The organism is Aliivibrio friggae (genome assembly GCF_057368515.1).
On record NZ_CM170648.1, the window covers coordinates 578,120 to 597,270 of the forward strand.

Annotated in this window: 17 protein-coding genes and 6 tRNA genes; 21 read left to right on the forward strand and 2 right to left on the reverse strand. The window is 39.4% G+C overall.

The annotated features are described in order from the left end of the window. The first annotated feature begins 38 nt into the window (after positions 1-38). The 14 genes from AC2INI_RS02670 (at position 39) to luxS (ending at position 10,686) form a co-directional block, all read left to right on the forward strand. Positions 39-115, forward strand: a tRNA-Arg gene (locus tag AC2INI_RS02670). A 67-nt stretch (positions 116-182) separates the two neighbouring features. Further along, positions 183-259: transfer RNA gene (locus AC2INI_RS02675), tRNA-Arg, on the forward strand. 65 nt (positions 260-324) lie between these two features. Then, positions 325-401: transfer RNA gene (locus tag AC2INI_RS02680), tRNA-Arg, on the forward strand. Positions 402-468: 67 nt separating this feature from the next. Then, positions 469-545, forward strand: a tRNA-Arg gene (locus AC2INI_RS02685). Between the two features lie 65 nt (positions 546-610). Then, positions 611-687, forward strand: a tRNA-Arg gene (locus AC2INI_RS02690). A gap of 66 nt (positions 688-753) precedes the next feature. Further along, positions 754-830, forward strand: a tRNA-Arg gene (locus AC2INI_RS02695). Between the two features lie 331 nt (positions 831-1,161). Then, positions 1,162-1,413 carry an oxaloacetate decarboxylase subunit gamma gene (locus AC2INI_RS02700; RefSeq protein ID WP_122036722.1) on the forward strand — a complete coding sequence of 84 codons (252 nt, stop codon included), beginning with the start codon at positions 1,162-1,164 and terminating at the stop codon, positions 1,411-1,413. A gap of 37 nt (positions 1,414-1,450) precedes the next feature. Then, positions 1,451-3,238 (forward strand): sodium-extruding oxaloacetate decarboxylase subunit alpha, encoded by a 1,788-nt coding sequence (gene oadA, locus AC2INI_RS02705; RefSeq protein ID WP_122036723.1) that lies wholly within the window; start codon positions 1,451-1,453, stop codon positions 3,236-3,238. Positions 3,239-3,250: 12 nt separating this feature from the next. After that, on the forward strand, positions 3,251-4,381 hold the full coding sequence (locus tag AC2INI_RS02710) for a sodium ion-translocating decarboxylase subunit beta (RefSeq protein ID WP_486305293.1): 1,131 nt from the start codon (positions 3,251-3,253) through the stop codon (positions 4,379-4,381). A gap of 95 nt (positions 4,382-4,476) precedes the next feature. After that, positions 4,477-4,908, forward strand: a complete 432-nt coding sequence (locus tag AC2INI_RS02715; RefSeq protein ID WP_486308969.1) for a YqaA family protein — start codon at positions 4,477-4,479, stop codon at positions 4,906-4,908. Between the two features lie 8 nt (positions 4,909-4,916). Beyond that, positions 4,917-7,769, forward strand: a complete 2,853-nt coding sequence (locus AC2INI_RS02720) for a M16 family metallopeptidase (protein ID WP_486305295.1) — start codon at positions 4,917-4,919, stop codon at positions 7,767-7,769. Positions 7,770-7,904: 135 nt separating this feature from the next. Next, complete coding sequence (gene gshA / locus AC2INI_RS02725; RefSeq protein WP_486305296.1) at positions 7,905-9,470, forward strand: glutamate--cysteine ligase; 1,566 nt, start codon at positions 7,905-7,907, stop codon at positions 9,468-9,470. 67 nt (positions 9,471-9,537) lie between these two features. Beyond that, positions 9,538-10,137 carry a transglycosylase SLT domain-containing protein gene (locus AC2INI_RS02730; RefSeq protein WP_122036727.1) on the forward strand — a complete coding sequence of 200 codons (600 nt, stop codon included), beginning with the start codon at positions 9,538-9,540 and terminating at the stop codon, positions 10,135-10,137. 30 nt (positions 10,138-10,167) lie between these two features. Next, positions 10,168-10,686 (forward strand): S-ribosylhomocysteine lyase, encoded by a 519-nt coding sequence (gene luxS / locus AC2INI_RS02735; protein WP_122036728.1) that lies wholly within the window; start codon positions 10,168-10,170, stop codon positions 10,684-10,686. Positions 10,687-10,742: 56 nt separating this feature from the next. On the opposite strand, the gene AC2INI_RS02740 is transcribed toward luxS, so the two are convergent. Continuing rightward, positions 10,743-12,017, reverse strand: coding sequence for an HlyC/CorC family transporter (locus AC2INI_RS02740; RefSeq protein WP_486305297.1), 1,275 nt, complete (start codon positions 12,015-12,017; stop codon positions 10,743-10,745). 101 nt (positions 12,018-12,118) lie between these two features. Next, positions 12,119-12,913: a cytochrome C assembly family protein gene (locus tag AC2INI_RS02745; RefSeq protein ID WP_486317273.1), complete on the reverse strand. Its 795-nt coding sequence runs from the start codon at positions 12,911-12,913 to the stop codon at positions 12,119-12,121. 151 nt (positions 12,914-13,064) lie between these two features. On the opposite strand from AC2INI_RS02745, the gene ffh reads away from it, so the two are divergent. From ffh to tyrA, 7 genes are all read left to right on the forward strand, one after another. Further along, complete coding sequence (gene ffh / locus AC2INI_RS02750) at positions 13,065-14,441, forward strand: signal recognition particle protein (RefSeq protein ID WP_122036731.1); 1,377 nt, start codon at positions 13,065-13,067, stop codon at positions 14,439-14,441. A 260-nt stretch (positions 14,442-14,701) separates the two neighbouring features. Continuing rightward, positions 14,702-14,950, forward strand: a complete 249-nt coding sequence (gene rpsP / locus AC2INI_RS02755; protein WP_026025303.1) for a 30S ribosomal protein S16 — start codon at positions 14,702-14,704, stop codon at positions 14,948-14,950. A 26-nt stretch (positions 14,951-14,976) separates the two neighbouring features. Next, a complete protein-coding gene (gene rimM, locus AC2INI_RS02760; protein ID WP_045101316.1) occupies positions 14,977-15,504 on the forward strand; it encodes a ribosome maturation factor RimM in 528 nt (175 codons plus the stop codon). Between the two features lie 22 nt (positions 15,505-15,526). Continuing rightward, a complete protein-coding gene (gene trmD, locus AC2INI_RS02765; RefSeq protein ID WP_122036732.1) occupies positions 15,527-16,276 on the forward strand; it encodes a tRNA (guanosine(37)-N1)-methyltransferase TrmD in 750 nt (249 codons plus the stop codon). Positions 16,277-16,317: 41 nt separating this feature from the next. Further along, a complete protein-coding gene (gene rplS, locus AC2INI_RS02770) occupies positions 16,318-16,671 on the forward strand; it encodes a 50S ribosomal protein L19 (protein ID WP_274445246.1) in 354 nt (117 codons plus the stop codon). Positions 16,672-16,884: 213 nt separating this feature from the next. Next, the gene (locus AC2INI_RS02775; RefSeq protein ID WP_486305298.1) at positions 16,885-17,958 is read left to right on the forward strand and encodes a 3-deoxy-7-phosphoheptulonate synthase; all 1,074 of its coding nucleotides are present in this window, start codon (positions 16,885-16,887) and stop codon (positions 17,956-17,958) included. 6 nt (positions 17,959-17,964) lie between these two features. Beyond that, a complete protein-coding gene (tyrA, locus tag AC2INI_RS02780; protein WP_486305299.1) occupies positions 17,965-19,098 on the forward strand; it encodes a bifunctional chorismate mutase/prephenate dehydrogenase in 1,134 nt (377 codons plus the stop codon). The last annotated feature ends 53 nt before the right edge of the window (positions 19,099-19,151 follow it).

Sequence of the window (19,151 nt, forward strand, 5' to 3'; positions counted from 1 at the left end):
GTTGGTTTCGGTCAGCAAGAACATAAAAGAATTATTGTGCGCTAGTAGCTCAGCTGGATAGAGTACCTGGCTACGAACCAGGCGGTCGGAGGTTCGAATCCTCCCTGGCGCACCATTTTTTCTTTTTGTAACTGTTTATTAATTACAATATAGAGTTGCAAAGACAATTAGAATTATACTGTGCGCTAGTAGCTCAGCTGGATAGAGTACCTGGCTACGAACCAGGCGGTCGGAGGTTCGAATCCTCCCTGGCGCACCATATTTCTTTTTGTAACTGTTTATCGGTTACGATACATAGTTGCAAAGACAATCAGAATTAACTGTGCGCTAGTAGCTCAGCTGGATAGAGTACCTGGCTACGAACCAGGCGGTCGGAGGTTCGAATCCTCCCTGGCGCACCATTTTTTCTTTTTGTAACTGCTTATTGGTTACAATATAAAGTTACAAAGACAATTAGAATTATACTGTGCGCTAGTAGCTCAGCTGGATAGAGTACCTGGCTACGAACCAGGCGGTCGGAGGTTCGAATCCTCCCTGGCGCACCATATTTCTTTTTGTAACTGTTTATCGGTTACGATACATAGTTACAAAGACAATCAGAATTAACTGTGCGCTAGTAGCTCAGCTGGATAGAGTACCTGGCTACGAACCAGGCGGTCGGAGGTTCGAATCCTCCCTGGCGCACCATTTTTTCTTTTTGTAACTGTTTATTGGTTACAATACTATAGTTACAAAGACAATTAGAATTACTGTGCGCTAGTAGCTCAGCTGGATAGAGTACCTGGCTACGAACCAGGCGGTCGGAGGTTCGAATCCTCCCTGGCGCACCATTCTTTAAAAGAACCCGATCTTTATGGTCGGGTTTTTTTATGCCTATAAGAAATCAAGTTAATTAATTGATACTATTATTAAATGATTTGAAATTCAGGTTATTATTAGGTAGTTTGATTGTAATCAGTTTATATTAAAGATAAAGGTGGCAGTGTATGGATATATCTCGCCATTTTATTCTTTTTTGAATATATTTAGATTGTTTCGAGTTTGACAAAAACTTTGATGTCGAGATAATCACTCTTTCTTTTTAGAATAAAAGAACAAAATTCGTTAGTAAGTAACATACTAAATTGTACATTGTCACTATCATCATAAAAGGAATAAAAGATGACAGACATTGGAAGTCTACTATTGGAAGCTGCAACGCTAATGCTAACTGGCATGGGCGTCGTATTTGTATTCCTCACCATTCTAGTCTACCTAGTTCAACTCATGTCTAAGTTGTTGCCTGTGGAGTTACCTCCAAAACAGGTACTAGCTGTCCAAAAAAATCTAGATCCCGATCAAACAACAGTACAGCCTCAAGTTATTGCGGCAATTTCTGCTGCGGTTAAATTACACCGTCAAAAGCATAAATAATCTGTTTTAGGAAAATTATTACAAGGAGTTTGTAAGTATGTCTAAACCACTTTCTATCACTGATGTGGTACTTCGTGACGCCCATCAATCACTCTTCGCGACTCGTATGCGCGTTGAAGATATGCTGCCAATTGCTGAGCAGTTGGATAAGATAGGCTATTGGTCATTAGAAACATGGGGCGGTGCAACTTTCGATGCCTGCATTCGTTATCTAGGCGAAGATCCGTGGGAGCGTTTGCGTTTATTGAAAAAGGCGATGCCTAATACACCAATGCAAATGCTATTGCGTGGTCAAAACTTATTAGGTTACCGTCATTATGCGGATGATGTAGTAGAAAAGTTCGTTGAACGAGCTCATGCCAACGGTATGGACGTATTCCGTATATTTGATGCGATGAATGACGTAAGAAACTTTCAAACAGCAGTAAAAGCAGCGATTGATGTTGGTGCTCACGCACAAGGCACACTTTCTTATACCACTAGTCCTGTACATAATTTAGAGACATGGGTTGATTTAGCAAAACGTCTTGAAGATTTAGGCTGTCACTCTTTATGTATTAAAGACATGTCAGGCTTACTTAAGCCATATGAAGCAGAAGAGCTAATCACTCGAATCAAAGCATCGTGTGATGTTCCTCTGGCGTTACATAGCCATGCAACAACGGGTTTATCTACAGCTACAGCATTAAAGGCCGTTGAAGCGGGCATTGATATTCTAGATACGGCTATCTCTTCTATGAGCCAAACTTATGGACATACACCAACAGAAACTGTAGTGGCAATGCTAGAAGGTACTGGTCGTGATACTAATCTTAACCTTGAACAACTAGAACCGATTGCAACTTATTTCCGTGAAGTTCGTAAGAAATATGCGAAATTTGAAGGAAAAATGAAAGGTGTTGATTCACGAATCCTTATTGCTCAAGTTCCTGGTGGAATGCTAACGAATATGGAAAGCCAACTTAAAGAGCAGGGTGCTGCTGATAAGATGGATGAAGTATTGTTGGAGATCCCTAAAGTTCGTAAAGATCTTGGCTATATTCCATTAGTTACGCCGACCTCTCAAATAGTCGGTACTCAAGCGGTGATTAATGTTCTTACCGGTGAGCGCTATAAGAGCATCACAAAAGAAACCGCTGGTGTACTTAAAGGTGAGTATGGTGCTGCTCCTGCTGCCGTTGATGCAGAGTTACAAGCACGAGTATTGGATGGTGCAGAAGCGATTACTTGTCGACCTGCTGATCTATTGAAATCTGAGCTTCACACTTTAACTGATGAATTGATTGCAAAAGCTAAAGAAGACAACATTGAATTAGCAGAACAACAAGTTGATGACGTTCTTACTTATGCATTGTTTCCACAAGTGGGTCTTAAGTTTCTTAACAATCGTAATAACCCAGATGCTTTTGAACCAGCCCCTGGTACAGAAAAAGACGAAGACGAAGACACTGTAAAAGTAGTTCCGGGTAAAGGTGGTGTTGAATCTTACAGCGTTAAAGTTGATGGGCAGATTTATAATGTTGAAGTTGGCCCACAAGGCGTAATTTCTTCAGTTGCTCCAGTATCAGGACAGCCAGCTCCGGTTCAATCACCTCAGTTATCTGCCGTTGATGCAGAGTCAGTTGATGCACCATTAGCGGGTAATATTTTTAAAGTATTGGTTCAGCCAGGCGCAGAAGTGGTTGAAGGTGATGTACTACTTATTCTTGAAGCGATGAAGATGGAAACTGAAATCAGAGCATCACGTAATGGTACTGTGCAGGATATTTTAACTAAGGAAGGCGATGCGGTAGCTGTTGGTACACCGTTGCTTTCTCTAGCGTAAGGTAAGTTAAACATGGATGGTTTATTAATATTATGGAATGAAACCTCAATCGCTAATTTTAAGTTTGAACAACTTATTATGATTTTAGTGGGTTGTGGCCTTTTGTTCTTAGCGATAAAAAAAGGATTCGAGCCATTACTACTGTTACCAATTGGTTTTGGTGCAGTATTGGCTAATATTCCAAATGCAGGCTTTACTGAGCCTGGCGGCTTGCTTTACTACGTCTATTACGTCGGGATTGAAACCGGTATTTTCCCACTTCTGATCTTTATGGGAGTTGGGGCAATGACGGATTTTGGAGCGTTAATTGCGAATCCAAAAACGTTATGGCTTGGTGCCGCGGCGCAAGTAGGTATTTTTGCTACGTTATTTGGTGCAATCTTACTTAACTTTGTTCCTGGGATGGAGTTTACGCTAGCTGACGCTTCATCAATTGCAATTATTGGTGGTGCTGATGGGCCTACCGCTATTTTCTTAGCCAGTAAGCTATCGCCTGATTTATTAGGGGCAATTGCTGTTGCTGCATATAGTTATATGGCATTAGTTCCAATTATTCAGCCGCCGATCATGAAGGCACTAACAACACCAGAAGAGCGTCAAATTAAGATGGCTCAACTGCGTCATGTTGGCAAAGCAGAGAAGATCATTTTCCCTCTTGCGGTATTATTGATGACGATTCTATTTTTACCATCAGCAACACCACTGGTTGGAATGTTCTGTTTAGGTAATTTGATGAAAGAATCTGGTGTGGTTGATCGTTTATCGAATACTGCTCAAAATGAATTGATCAATGTCGTGACTATTTTCTTAGGGTTAGGTGTTGGATCAAAACTAGAAGCCGAGACATTTTTGAATGTTGAAACCTTAGGTATTCTACTACTGGGCGCGGTTGCCTTTAGTGTAGGCACTGCTGGTGGTTTAATTATGGCTAAGATCTTAAACAAATATTCGAAAGAAGATATTAACCCATTAATTGGTGCCGCTGGAGTATCTGCAGTACCAATGGCAGCTCGTGTTGTGAATAAAGTAGGACTAGAGGCAAACCCTCAAAACTTCTTATTGATGCATGCAATGGGGCCTAATGTCGCTGGTGTACTTGGTTCCGCGGTGGCTGCGGGTATCTTATTGGCACTCGTAGGTTAGTATTGAACAAAACTTAACAATAAAAAGGGTGCAGATGCGCCCTTTTTTATTTTATGCTTATTGCATATATTTTAGTTAATGGAATTAATGCAATCATGTTTGATTGGTTTAATGCAGATTCTGCATTATGGGTATTATTTAGTTCAGGATTTTTAAGTGCGACTTTATTACCTGGAGCATCAGAAGCCAGTTTAATTGCAGCGTTAAAATTAGACAGCTTTTCAATGTGGACAGTTATTGCTGTAGCAACATTGGGAAATACACTGGGTGGCATAACAAATTATTGGCTTGGTTTGTTACTTCCTGATAAAACTTCTTCACAGAAACATGGTCATAAAGCCATTCAATGGTTAAAAAAATATGGTTATTGGACATTATTGTTCAGTTGGTTACCGGTTATTGGTGATCCTCTCTGCCTCGCTGCAGGGTGGCTACGAATGAAATTTTGGCCATGCATAATTTTAATTGGAATAGGAAAGGCTGCACGATATCTTTTACTATCGCTCGCGGTAAACGGAATTTTATAGGAATTAAAATGAAAAAATTATTAGCTCTGTCGATAGTATTGGCTTTGTCTGGGTGCAGTAATTCAGAATTTGAAGCACCAAAAAAATCAGACTTACCTCAAGGTGTCACCTTAATTGAGCAAGTCTTACCGAAAGAAGGGTCAACGGTTATTCCATACCAAAAATACACATTAGAAAATGGATTAACGGTTATTTTAAGTCCTGATCATTCTGATCCGCTTGTGCATGTTGATGTTACTTATCATGTAGGATCTGCACGAGAAGAGATCGGGAAATCAGGATTTGCACACTTCTTTGAGCACATGATGTTCCAAGGCTCTGAAAATGTTGGTGATCAGCAACACTTTAAAATCATCACAGAAGCGGGTGGTACGCTAAATGGCACCACGAACCGTGACCGAACGAATTACTTTGAAACCGTACCTGCTAATCAATTAGAAAAAATGCTCTGGCTAGAGTCAGATCGTATGGGATTCTTGATTGACGCCGTTTCTCAAAAGAAATTTGAGATCCAACGTAGTACGGTGAAGAATGAACGTGGACAGAACTATGATAACCGTCCATACGGGCTGATTTATGAGCGTATGGGAGAAGCGTTATTTCCACAAGGTCATCCTTATTCATGGCAGACAATTGGCTATGTTGAAGATTTAGACCGTGTAGATGTCAATGATCTTAAAGCCTTTTTCTTACGTTGGTACGGCCCTAATAATGCAGTAATCACTATCGGTGGTGATTTAGACAGCAAACAAACACTAGAGTGGGTGAACAAATACTTTGGTTCAATCCCTCGTGGACCAGAAGTTGAAAATGCACCAAAGCAACCTGTGACGTTGACAGAAAATCGCTTTATTACCCTAGAAGATAGAATTCAACAGCCGATGGTCATGATTGGTTGGCCTACGACTTACCGAGGTGAGGAAACAGAAGCCAGTCTCGATATGTTAGCTACTTTGCTTGGTAATGGTAAAACAAGCTTACTTTATCAAGAACTAGTGAAGACAGGTAAAGTTGTCGATACTGGTGCATTTCATGATTGTGCTGAGCTGTCGTGTACCATGTATGTTTATGCCATGACAGACTCTGGTGACAATAATGGTTTAGCGTCTGCATACAGTGAGATTATGGATGTTTTGGAGAAGTTTGAAAAAGAAGGTGTATCAAAAGAAGATTTAGCTGAAGTGCAGGGTAGTGCAGAAGCTGGGGCGATATTTGGTCTACAATCTGTATCAGGAAAAGTATCTCAACTTGCGTCAAATGAGACATTCTATGGTCAGCCTAACCAGCTAGAAAAACAACTAGCAGAGTTAAAAGCCGTGACTCCTGAAAAAGTATCTCAAGCATTCGATACTTACATCGCGAACAAATATAAAGTGACGCTGAGTGTTGTGCCTAAAGGGAAAACACAACTTCAAGTTGAAAAGCCAAACTTTATTACGCCTAAGCGAGAGTTGCCTGAATATCAAAAACTCGATGAAAATGATTTAGAAGTACGTAAAGCGGTTGATGATTTTGATCGTTCTATTATGCCTCAACCATCAAAGGGCGTTACTGCAACAACACCTGATATCTATCGTGCAAAGTTGACGAACGATATTGAAATATTAGGAACTGAAGCCATTGAGACGCCAACCATTCAATTACAAATAGCGATACCTGCAGGTAATCGATATGTAGTAAGAGGAAAGGAAGGTTTAGCTGAGCTGACTGCGGCAATGATGGAAGAAGGAACAACAGAGCGTTCTGCAGAAGATATTCAAAAAGAGTTGGATAAATTAGGCAGTTCAATCTCATTTAATACAGGCACTTATACGACGACAATTTCAATAGCATCGCTTACGAAGAATATCGATCAAACTCTAGCGATCGTTAATGACATGCTATTTTCCCCTGCCTTTAAAGAGGCTGATTTTGAGCGCTTACAAAAACAAGCGGTTGAAGGGTTAGTGTATGAGCATCAGAAGCCATCGTGGTTAGCGTCCCAAGCGACTCGTGAGGTTTTATTTGACGGAACTATTTTTGATCGTGCCCCTGATGGGTCATTGGAATCAGTTAAGAGTTTAACGATTGATGATATAAAACAATTCTATAAAGAGAACTATACGCCAATTGGTACTCAAGTTGTTTCTGTTGGGGACATTACTAAATCAGATCTTGTATCTAAATTATCTTTCTTAGCTGCTTGGCAAGGAGAAGCGCCACGTTTATTAGCACCACAGAAACTACCGGTGTTGAATCAGCAAAAAATCTATCTGGTCAATAAACCGAATGCACCGCAGAGTGTGATCCGTTTTGTTCGTCAAGGTATGCAATATGATGCAACCGGAGAGCTATATAAAACTCAGCTAGCTAATTTTAATTTGGGCGGCAACTTCAATAGTCGAATTAACCAAAATCTTCGTGAAGATAAAGGCTATACCTATGGTGCTGGAGGCTCTTTATTTGGTAACAAAGAAATTGGGATGTCGATTTTCTATGCTCAAGTTCGTGCAGACGTCACTTTAGAATCAATCCAAGAATTTATTTCTGAAATGAAAAAGTTTGAAACTGATGGTATGACGATGGATGAATTAAATTTCATGCGTTTAGCCGTAGGCCAACAAGATGCGCTAAAGTATGAAACGCCGAGTCAGAAAGCGAGTTTATTAGGTAAGATCTTAACTTACTCGTTAGATGAAGATTTTATCGATGAGCAAAATGAGTTGATAGCAACATTGGGCCGCAGTGATCTCAATACATTGGCTTCAAAATGGTTTGACCCGACACAATATCAAATTATTGTTGTTGGTGATGAAAAATCATTAATGCCAAAATTGAAAACACTAGGGTTACCAATAGAGTTACTAACCCCTAAGAAGTAAATTTTATTAGAAAGACGGCAATATCAAGCATATATTGCCGTTTTTTCGTATCCAACTCTCATTAAAATTTGTTAGTATCTCAGGATATAAATCAACATTGTGATGTTGAACTTACCTCAATAGCGAGATTGTATTTTGACCGAATTTATCAACCGATTACAGAAAGTCGCTTCCAATCCTAAGGCATTTAAAAAAATAGGCCGAGGAATTGAAAGAGAGACCCTAAGATTTACTCTAGGTGCATCGCTTTCTTCTAAGCCACATCCAGTAGGCGTAGGTTCAGCATTAACGCATAAATACATAACGACAGATTTTGCAGAATCTTTATTAGAGTTTATTACGCCTGTATCAAACGATGTGGATACAGTAATACAACAACTTGAAGATGTGCATCACTATACAGTTTCACACATGGGTGAAGAGAAGCTATGGCCACTTTCGATGCCATGTTTTGTTACTCATGATGATGATATTACGCTGGCCCAATATGGCTCATCAAATGTTGGTCAACTTAAAACAACCTACCGTGAAGGCTTAAAGCGTCGATATGGTAGTGTGATGCAAGTGATCTCTGGTGTGCATTTTAATTTCTCTTTCTCAACTGAATTCTGGGATGAGTTATTTGGCGCGCAATCAGAAGAAGAAAGAAAAGCCTCTGTCTCTGACGCTTACTTTGGTTTAATCCGAAATTACTACCGTTTTGGCTGGTTAATTCCGTACTTCTTTGGTGCGTCTCCTGCGCTATGTAGTTCATTTATTCAAGGTCGTGAAACGGCAATGGAATTTGAATCACTGGGTAAAACATTGTATTTACCTTATGCAACCTCATTACGTCTAAGTGATCTTGGATACACTAATGATTCTCAAAGTGACTTAAAAATTAGTTTAAACAGCGTTAATGAATATGTTGATGGTTTAAATAAAGCCATACGAATGCCTTCAGATGAATTTGCAAAAATTGGACTAAAAGAAGGTGATAAACAGATTCAATTGAATGCGAATGTATTGCAAATTGAAAACGAACTTTACGCTCCAATTCGCCCTAAGCGTGTAGCAAAAAATGGTGAAAGACCATCTGTTGCTCTAGAGAATGATGGCGTTGAGTACATTGAAGTTCGTTCTTTAGATGTGAATCCATTTAGCCCTGTTGGGGTTGATAAAGACCAAGTTCGATTCTTAGACTTATTCCTAACATGGGCAGTATTAACTGACTCAGCACCGATGAATGACAGTGAAATGGCGTGCTGGAAAGATAATTGGAATAAGATCGTTGAAAAAGGTCGCAAGCCAGGTTTAGAGCTGCAAATTGGCTGCCAAGGTGAGCGATTAACTCAAAAAGCATGGGCTGAACGAGTATTTGCTGATTTACTTATTATCGCTAAAGAGATGGATGCGATTAATGGCGATGATGAATACCAACAAACCCATCAACGTTTAACGGCAATGATCAATGATCCTGAACTAACGATATCAGGTCGATTATTAGCTGAAACGAAGAAAGGTGGCGGTATTGGAACGGTTGGTTGTGAACTGGCGGTAAAACATCGTGAAACTCACTTAAATCACCAATACAATTTTTATAGTAAAGAAGAGTTGGATGCAGAAGTTGAGCGTTCTATTCTTGCCCAGAAAGAAATAGAAAATGCAGATACACAATCATTTTCTGATTATTTAGAAGATTACTTTAGTTACTTGAAGTAATTGAGGTTAGATTAAACAAAGCACTGTTATTTGATGAGTAACAGTGCTTTTTTATTGAGTGATAATAATGAATTATAAACTGATAATTGTTGCAGTAACATTTTCGATATTAACAGGGTGTGCGACCGCTCCTCCAACGAAACAAGATAATTTGTGTGATATTTTTCGTGAAAAAAGTGGTTGGTATGATGATGCCAAAGACATGACTGAAGAGTATGGAACCCCTATCAATGTTGCTATGGCGATTATGAAGCAAGAGAGTAGCTTTCGTTCTGATGTGCGTCCTCCAAGAACAAAACTGCTTGGCTTTATTCCTTGGAGTCGTCCAAGCTCTGCTTATGGCTACGCTCAGGCGCAAGATCCAGTATGGGGTGAATATGAAGATGCAACCGGTGGTGGGTCACGCAGTAGTTTTGATGATGCGATAATGTTTATAGGTTGGTATACTGACGGTACGCAAAAGCGTTTAGGTATTTCTAAATGGGATCCTTACAACCAGTACCTTGCTTATCATGAAGGTAGAGGTGGATACAAACGCAAAAGCTACCAAAGTAAACCACAATTGATTAAGATAGCTCGTAAGGTTGAATCTCAAGCGAAGACATATGGCTGGCAATTAAAGCAATGTAAAGCTGAGCTTGAACGACAAAGTAGTTGGTGGTGGTAAGCCATCATTCATAAATTAAAGGATTAGAATATGCCACTATTAGATAGCTTCACTGTAGATCATACTCGTATGGAAGCGCCTGCTGTTCGTGTTGCAAAGACAATGCAAACCCCTAAGGGTGATACGATCACGGTATTTGATTTACGTTTTACTGCACCAAATAAAGACATCTTATCTGAGAAAGGCATTCATACGTTAGAGCATTTATATGCTGGCTTTATGCGAAATCATCTTAATGGTTCTTCTGTTGAAATCATCGATATTTCACCTATGGGCTGCCGCACTGGTTTTTACATGAGCTTAATTGGTACGCCAGTAGAGCAAACTGTTGCTGACGCTTGGATTGCTTCAATGGAAGATGTGTTAAAAGTAGAAGCTCAGAACAAGATCCCTGAACTTAATGAATATCAGTGCGGTACTTACGCAATGCATTCGTTAGAAGAAGCAAAAGCAATCGCGACGGCTATTCTAGCTTCAGGTATTCGAGTAAATAAAAACGATGAGCTTGCATTACCTGATTCAATGCTAAAAGAGCTGTCTGTTGATTAATTTTATAATTCATTGATATAAAAAAGCCCGTATAAAAACGGGCTTTTTTTATGCTGTTATTTTGTATCTTCGGGACTAGGAAATACTTTAACTAAATTGATTTTATTCTCTTCAACCGCAATAATTTTCATATTATGCTGTTCGATCTCAAGGCTAATTTCAGTCTCTGGGATCTCTTCTAAATGTTCGAGGATTAAACCATTTAATGTTCTTGGCCCATCGGTAGGCAAGTCCCACTTTAGTCCTTTGTTAATATCTCGAATATTAGCGCTGCCTTCAATCATGAAGCTGCCATCAGGTTGAGGCGTGATCTCTTCGGCTAAGCTTGGTGCCATAGACGTTGTAAACTCTCCGACAATTTCTTCTAAAATATCTTCAAGTGTAATTAACCCTTGGATGTCACCATATTCATCAACAACCAATCCAATACGTTCTTTGTTTCGTTGAAACTTAAGTAGTTGGCTATTTAATGGCGTTGCTTCAGGAATAAAGTAAATCTCATCTGCCGCTCTTAAAAGCGTTTCTTTAGTAAATTCATTCTTCTCAAGCATTAAACGATATGATTCACGTAAGCGTAGCATACCAACGACTTCGTCAATTTGGTCACGGTACAGAACAATACGACCATGAGGTGAGTGTGCTAGTTGGCGTGAAATAGATTTCCAATCATCATTGATATCAATGCCCGTGATTTCACTACGAGGAACCATGATGTCGTTCACAGTTACGTGTTCAAGATCGAGAATAGAGATTAGCATGTCTTGGTGACGACGAGGGATTAGGCCACCCGCTTCATGAACAACGGTTCTAAGTTCTTCTGAGCTTAGGTTATCTTTATCACTATGGTTTGCGCCAAGCCCAAGAAGTTTAAGAAAACCATTGGTAATAAAGTTCACTAAGATAACTAATGGAGAAAGTATCTTCATTAGCACGTTCAATACGATACTACTACTGTAAGAAACACGCTCTGGGTACATAGCCGCAAGGGTTTTTGGTGTTACTTCCGCAAAGACAAGGATAACAAGTGTTAGTATACCAGTGGCAATAGCTACACCATAATCACCATAAAGACGCATACCAAGAATGGTGGCAATCGCTGAGGCTAGGATATTTACGAGGTTATTACCAATAAGGATAAGACCGATAAGACGATCAGGACGGCTTAGTAATTTTTCTACGCGCTTCGCCCCTTTGTGCCCTTGATTAGAAAGGTGCTTTAGGCGATAGCGGTTTAACGACATCATGCCCGTTTCAGAGCTTGAGAAGTAACCTGACATAACAATGAGTATAGCTAGTAAAGTAAATAGGGCGCCTGTTGATATGTCGTCCAAGTGTCTTGATCCTCATTTTAAAAATATAGTATATCGTATTTACAGCATTAACAGAAAGTGTGTCAACTTTGATCATGAAAAGTGAGTTAGCTATCGTTAAATTAAGTTAAAATTATCTCTTGAACGAAACGACTACCAAAATAAGCCAGTGTTAATATAAATGCACCAATAAGGCTAAACCATAAAGCTTTTTGTCCACGCCAACCTTGGCGGTAATGTCCCCAAGTTAATACGGCGTAAATTACCCATGCGATAAAAGAAAGAACCGCTTTATGCATCTTGCCTTGAGCGACCATATCCTGAATGAATGTGAAGCCGGTCAATAATGTGAGAGTTAATAATCCTAAACCGACCAGAATGATCTTGAAAAGTTGGCGTTCTACCATCATTAATGGTGGAAGGTTTGGATTAATGGTCAAAGATTTTTTCGTTTTTAATTTATGATCTAACCAAGCCAGTTGTAGTGCATATAGTGTGGCTATCATTAAGGTAGAATAAGCAAACAGTGCCAGAGAAATATGAATTAATAAACTTGGATGAGTTTCTAAGTGAGTAATAAAGGCGCCAGGGAGAAACGTTGCAGCTAATAAGTTAATCGCTGAAAAGCTATAAACAACAGGCAGAATAAACCACACTCTAAATTTGAGCATAGAGACACTCATAACTAAAGAGATAATGAAGCTAATGAGAGAAGCGACATTTAAAATACTTAAGTTTTGTCCAAAGCTATTTAGAATGAGCTCTTTCAACTGCCAGGCGTGCAAAACCAGTGCAAGAAATGCACAAATAAAGACAATGTTTGCTTGGATTTTATTTTGGCTAGCTAAGCCTGAAATAACAAAACCTAACGCAAGAAAGTAAAAAAGAGCAGCACTAATTGCTGTAATCGTATCCATAATTCACTGATCATTTAGTTTATCAACATTTTGATTATACCCTTTAGAGGTCAATCTCGGTAGGTGTGATTCAGTTAGGATAAAAAATTTTCATTATAACGTCTCAGATTTAGGTATAATCGAGAAATGGTCGCAAAGTAGGCGCAAGAATATGTTTGATAATTTAACGGATAGACTATCCAAGACCCTGAAAAATATCAGTGGTAAAGGTCGATTAACAGAAGAAAACATTAAAGAAACACTGCGTGAAGTTCGTATGGCTCTATTAGAGGCAGACGTTGCTTTACCTGTGGTTCGTGATTTTGTTAAGCGAGTAAAAGAAGGCGCTGTTGGGGTTGAAGTATCAAAAAGCCTAACTCCAGGCCAAGAGTTTATTAAGATCGTTCAGTCTGAACTAGAAGCGGTAATGGGGGATTCTAATGAAGCCCTTAATTTAGCTTGTCAGCCTCCTGCGGTTATTTTAATGGCAGGTTTACAAGGTGCGGGTAAAACAACCAGTACAGCTAAACTAGCAAAGCTATTAAAAGAAAGAGATAAAAAGAGTGTATTAGTTGTATCTGCCGATGTTTATCGTCCAGCTGCAATCAAACAGCTAGAAACATTAGCTGGAGAAGTTGAAGTAGATTTCTTCCCATCAACCGCAGATCAAAAACCAATTGATATTGTTGATGGTGCAATCAGCCATGCAAAATTAAAATTCTTTGATGTTGTCATTGTCGATACAGCAGGTCGTTTAGCTGTTGATGCTGAGATGATGGATGAAATTAAGCAACTTCATGCACATGTAAACCCAATTGAAACCCTGTTTGTTGTTGATGCAATGACAGGTCAAGATGCGGCGAATACGGCAAAAGCATTTGGTGATACGTTACCATTAACCGGTGTTATCTTAACGAAAGTTGATGGTGATGCTCGTGGTGGTGCTGCACTTTCTGTTCGTCACATTACAGGTAAGCCAGTTAAATTCTTAGGTGTTGGTGAAAAAACTGATGCACTAGAACCTTTTCACCCTGAGCGTATTGCATCACGTATCTTAGGCATGGGTGATGTTCTTTCTTTGATTGAAGATCTTGAAAAGAATGTAGATAAAGAAAAAGCTGAGAAGTTAGCGAAAAAATTCAAAGAGAAAAAAGGTTTTGATCTTGAAGACTTCCGTGAACAGCTTGGTCAAATGAAGAACATGGGTGGCATGATGGGCATGATGGATAAACTTCCAGGAATGTCTCAGCTACCAGATAATGTAAAAGATAAAGTTGATGACAAGATGTTTAATCAAATGGAAGCTATTATTAATTCCATGACGATGAAAGAACGTCAACGCCCTGAACTTATCAAAGGTTCTCGCAAAAAACGTATTGCAGCTGGTTCTGGTACTCAAGTACAAGATGTAAACCGTATGCTTAAACAATTTACTCAAATGCAGAAAATGATGAAAAAAATGCAGAAGGGTGGAATGAAAGGCATGATGCGTAATATGCAAGGCATGATGGGTGGAATGGGCGGAGGTATGGGTGGCTTTGGTCGCTAAGTACCGTTTGAAATTGTTAAAATCTATTAATTAGATAACAAGGTGCGACAAGTTAATTTATTGATAAATTTAACCTAGCGCACCTTTTTTACCCAATTTTTTCACTAATTACAGAAATAATTGGTGAAAAAGTAACTAAAGCCCTTGCATTGAAAGCTCATAAGAGTAAAATTCCGGGGCTTTATTTTGGCACGAGGGCTCAAGAAAAGATTATTTTTTTGGGCCAATTTAATTTTTGTACGAAGCAAATAGAGGACGATATGGTTACCATTCGTTTGGCACGTCACGGCGCTAAGAAGCGTCCATTTTATCAAATCGTAGTAGCGGACAGCCGTTTTAAATCAACTGGTCGTTACATTGAGAAAGTAGGTTTCTTTAACCCTACAGCACAAGGTCAAGAAGAAGGTCTTCGTTTAGATCTTGATCGCGTTAACCATTGGGTTGGTTTAGGCGCTGGTCTTTCTGATCGTGTAGCTAAGCTAGTTAAAGACGCTAACAAAGCGGCTTAATTTAGTTGGTTAAAGGTAAAGATTTTATGAGTAAGCAAGACGAAGTAATTGTTGTAGGTAAGTTCGGTGCTTCCTATGGTATTCGTGGATGGTTGAAAGTAGTTTCTTTTACTGATCAACCTGAAAGCATTTTCGATTACAAACCATTACTTGTAAAAGTAAAAGGCGAGTGGGTCGAGTTTTCAGTCGAAAGCTGGAAACGTCATAAAGGTTTGGTGTGCAAACTGGAAGGGTTAGAAGTTAGAGAAGAAGCTCAAACTTATACTAACCTAGAAATTGCAGTTAAAGCAGATGCACTACCTGAGCTGTCAGAAGATGAATTCTACTGGCGTGAATTGTTTGGTATGGAAGTCGTTACAAGCCAAGGTTACGGCCTAGGTATTGTTGACGATATCTTTGAAACCGGATCAAACGATGTTCTTGTAGTCAAAGCAAACCTGAAAGATGCTTTTGGTAAAAAGGAACGTTTGATTCCTTTTATTGATGAGCAAGTGATCAAGTTAATTGATCGTGAGGCTCAACGGATCGAAGTTGACTGGGATCCTGGGTTCTAAACCCTAGGTAAAGCGAGGGCACATGTGGGTTGGGGTTATAAGCCTATTTCCTGAAATGTTCCGTTCGGTTACCGATTTTGGGGTAACTAGCCAAGCAATTAAAAAAGGTCTTTTATCTATAGAGACATGGAATCCTAGAGATTTCACTCAAGATAAACATCGCACTGTTGATGACCGACCTTATGGTGGTGGTCCTGGTATGTTAATGATGGTTCAGCCTTTGCGCGACGCCATTACTGCAGCCAGAGAAGCAGCACCAGGCAAGACGAAAGTGATTTACCTTTCACCTCAAGGCCGTACGCTGAATCAAGCTGGTGTTGAGGAGTTGGCAACAAGTGAGAATATAATTCTGATTTGTGGCCGATACGAAGGAGTAGATGAGCGCATAATACAATCCGAAGTTGACGAAGAATGGTCAATTGGTGATTTTGTGCTTACAGGTGGGGAACTCCCTGCTATGACGCTAATTGATTCTGTCTCTCGGTTTGTTCCGGGGGTGTTAGGAGATTTTGCGTCCGCTGAAGAAGATTCTTTTGCAGACGGTTTGTTAGATTGTCCGCACTATACAAGACCTGAGGTTTTGGATGGTAAGGAAGTACCTAGTGTGCTTAAATCTGGGAATCATAAAGATATCGCTCGTTGGCGAATGAAACAATCGTTAGGCCGTACTTGGTTAAGAAGACCAGAGCTCCTGGGAAATCTAGCTCTGACTGACGAACAGGAATTATTACTAGCTGAATTTGTTCGTGAAGAACATCAGCAAAGTAAGTAATTAAGAAATTTAGTATCAGTTTATTCTAGGATATACAAAAAATGAGCAACATCATTAAAGCAATTGAAGATGCGCAACTAAAGCAAGATCTACCTAAGTTTTCACCAGGTGATACTGTTGTAGTTCAAGTTAAAGTTAAAGAAGGTGAGCGTGAGCGTCTACAGGCATTCGAAGGCGTTGTAATCGCTATTCGTAACCGTGGTCTACACTCAGCGTTTACTGTACGTAAAATTTCTAACGGTGAAGGTGTTGAGCGTACGTTCCAAACTCACTCTCCAATCGTTAACAGCATTGAAGTTAAACGTCGCGGTGCAGTACGTCGTGCCAAGTTGTACTACCTGCGTGAGCGTTCTGGTAAATCAGCTCGTATTAAAGAGAAGCTGACTAAAAAGTAACGCACACGAGAATGTTTCTCAAATGTGCTATGAAGGTGTGCTGTTATCAGCGCACCTTTTTTTATAAGCAAATCAAACTGTAAATATAAGTTTACAAAGTTAATTATCGTATTTATTTTATTACAGTTAGTTGATTTTTATCTTATACCTGTTACATTATTTCTACTTGTCTAAAAAGACTGTTAATGGAAATAAAAGTTTACAGGTGTAGGAATGAAAAAAAGCGAACTAAGTAATATCAATATCAGCGATGAACAAGTGCTGATCACGCCACAAGAATTAAAAAATAAAATTCCACTAAGCGATAATGCTCGCCAATTTATTCAGCAATCTCGCCAAACTATTTCCAATATTATCCATAAAGCCGATCACCGCTTATTAATAGTATGTGGTCCATGCTCAATTCATGATATTGATGCAGCAAAAGAATACGCTAAGCGATTGAAAGTGATCTCTGAAGATCTTAAAGATCAATTGTATATTGTAATGCGTGTTTACTTTGAAAAACCAAGAACAACAGTCGGTTGGAAAGGTTTGATTAATGACCCTCATCTTGATGGCTCTTTTGATATAGAAGGTGGTCTGCATACAGCAAGACAGCTTTTAGTTGATTTAGCAGAGATGGAGATACCATTAGCGACTGAAGCTCTAGACCCAATTAGCCCACAATATATTGGTGATACATTTAGCTGGGCGGCTATTGGTGCTCGTACAACAGAATCACAAACACACCGTGAAATGGCGAGTGGCCTTTCTGTTCCTGTTGGTTTTAAAAACGGTACTGATGGTAGTTTATCGACTTCAATTAATGCGATGCAGGCTGCTGCTTCTAGTCACCGCTTTATGGGGATCAATAATGAAGGTCAAGTTGCATTACTAACAACGCAAGGTAATCCAAATGGCCATGTGATTCTACGTGGTGGTAAGCAAACAAACTATGATTCAGTCTCTGTCACTGAATGCGAAGAAGAGTTAGCGAAATCAGAGCTGGATGCTGCCTTGATGGTTGATTGCAGCCATGCTAATTCACGTAAAGATTACCGACGTCAGCCATTGGTCGCAGAAGACGTAATTCATCAAATTCGTGAAGGTAATAAATCGATTATTGGCTTAATGATTGAAAGCCATTTGAATGAAGGCAACCAACCTTCAGATATCCCATTATCAGAGATGAAATATGGGGTGTCTATCACGGATGCGTGTATCAATTGGGAATCAACTGAGGCACTATTACGCCATACTCATAAAGAATTAACTCCAGTATTGGAAGAGCGTTTAAAAGGATAAAACGAGATGGCGGTAGAACTGAATCACTTACGCGATCAAATAGATACAGTGGATAAGCAAATGCTGGATCTTTTGGCTCAACGACTGCATTTAGTTGAGCAAGTAGGTGAAGTAAAAAGTGCTCATGGATTACCTATTTACGATCCAAGTCGAGAAGCTGCAATGTTGGCATCAAGACGATTAGAAGCTGAGAAAAAAGGGGTGCCGCCCTCGTTAATTGAAGATATCCTGCGTCGCACAATGCGTGAATCTTACAGTAGTGAAAATGATTCAGGATTTAAGTGTTTAAAACCTGAATTAAGACCTATTGTTATTATTGGTGGTAATGGTCAACTTGGTGGCTTATTTGCCAAAATGTTTAAGTTATCTGGTTATGAAGTTCGTATTTTAGGCAGCCAGGATTGGAATAATGCAGAGACCATCTTAGATGGGGCTGGAATGGTTGTCGTTACCGTCCCAATTAATTTAACTGTTGATGTCATTAATAAATTATCTGGCTTAGCTGAAGATTGTATTCTATGTGATTTAACCTCGATAAAGAAAAAACCACTTCAAGCGATGATGGATATTCATAAAGGGCCTGTCGTTGGCTTGCACCCTATGTTTGGTCCAGATGTGCCTAGTTTAGCGAAACAAGTAATTGTTATGTGTGATGGGCGCAATAAAGAAAGTTACGCTTGGCTTAAACAGCAGTTTGAAATATGGGGTGCTATTGTTCGTGATATTTCAGCATCAGAACATGATCATGGTATGACTCTGATCCAAGCTTTACGTCATTTTACCTCTTTTGCATACGGTCAACATCTTGCGAAAGAAAACCCAGATATTGAACAGTTACTTAATCTAAGTTCACCAATCTATCGTTTAGAGCTATTAATGGTTGGTCGATTGTTTGCACAAGATCCTAATCTATATGCTGATATTATTCTTTCATCAGAAGAAAATATTGAAATGATAAAGCGCTTCCATCAACGATTTGGTGATGCAATTGCATTATTAGAAAATCATAATCGCGAAGGTTTTATTGATAACTTTAAAGAAGTTGAGCATTGGTTTGGTGATTATGCAGAGCAGTTTTTAATTGAAAGTAAGAGCTTACTTAGACAAGCGAATGATTCAATTCATAGAGAGCGAAGCTAGTTATACCATGCATTAATTTACGATTAACAAAAAAGGTGAGCATTTGCTCACCT

Coding starts and splice junctions, on each gene's coding strand:
- AC2INI_RS02700 (WP_122036722.1), top strand. CDS start 1,162: ATGACAGACATTGGAAGTCTACTATTGGAAGCTGCAACGCTAATGCTA.
- oadA (WP_122036723.1), top strand. CDS start 1,451: ATGTCTAAACCACTTTCTATCACTGATGTGGTACTTCGTGACGCCCAT.
- AC2INI_RS02710 (WP_486305293.1), top strand. CDS start 3,251: ATGGATGGTTTATTAATATTATGGAATGAAACCTCAATCGCTAATTTT.
- AC2INI_RS02715 (WP_486308969.1), top strand. CDS start 4,477: ATGTTTGATTGGTTTAATGCAGATTCTGCATTATGGGTATTATTTAGT.
- AC2INI_RS02720 (WP_486305295.1), top strand. CDS start 4,917: ATGAAAAAATTATTAGCTCTGTCGATAGTATTGGCTTTGTCTGGGTGC.
- AC2INI_RS02730 (WP_122036727.1), top strand. CDS start 9,538: ATGAATTATAAACTGATAATTGTTGCAGTAACATTTTCGATATTAACA.
- luxS (WP_122036728.1), top strand. CDS start 10,168: ATGCCACTATTAGATAGCTTCACTGTAGATCATACTCGTATGGAAGCG.
- AC2INI_RS02745 (WP_486317273.1), bottom strand. CDS start 12,913: ATGGATACGATTACAGCAATTAGTGCTGCTCTTTTTTACTTTCTTGCG.
- ffh (WP_122036731.1), top strand. CDS start 13,065: ATGTTTGATAATTTAACGGATAGACTATCCAAGACCCTGAAAAATATC.
- rpsP (WP_026025303.1), top strand. CDS start 14,702: ATGGTTACCATTCGTTTGGCACGTCACGGCGCTAAGAAGCGTCCATTT.
- rimM (WP_045101316.1), top strand. CDS start 14,977: ATGAGTAAGCAAGACGAAGTAATTGTTGTAGGTAAGTTCGGTGCTTCC.
- trmD (WP_122036732.1), top strand. CDS start 15,527: ATGTGGGTTGGGGTTATAAGCCTATTTCCTGAAATGTTCCGTTCGGTT.
- rplS (WP_274445246.1), top strand. CDS start 16,318: ATGAGCAACATCATTAAAGCAATTGAAGATGCGCAACTAAAGCAAGAT.
- AC2INI_RS02775 (WP_486305298.1), top strand. CDS start 16,885: ATGAAAAAAAGCGAACTAAGTAATATCAATATCAGCGATGAACAAGTG.
- tyrA (WP_486305299.1), top strand. CDS start 17,965: ATGGCGGTAGAACTGAATCACTTACGCGATCAAATAGATACAGTGGAT.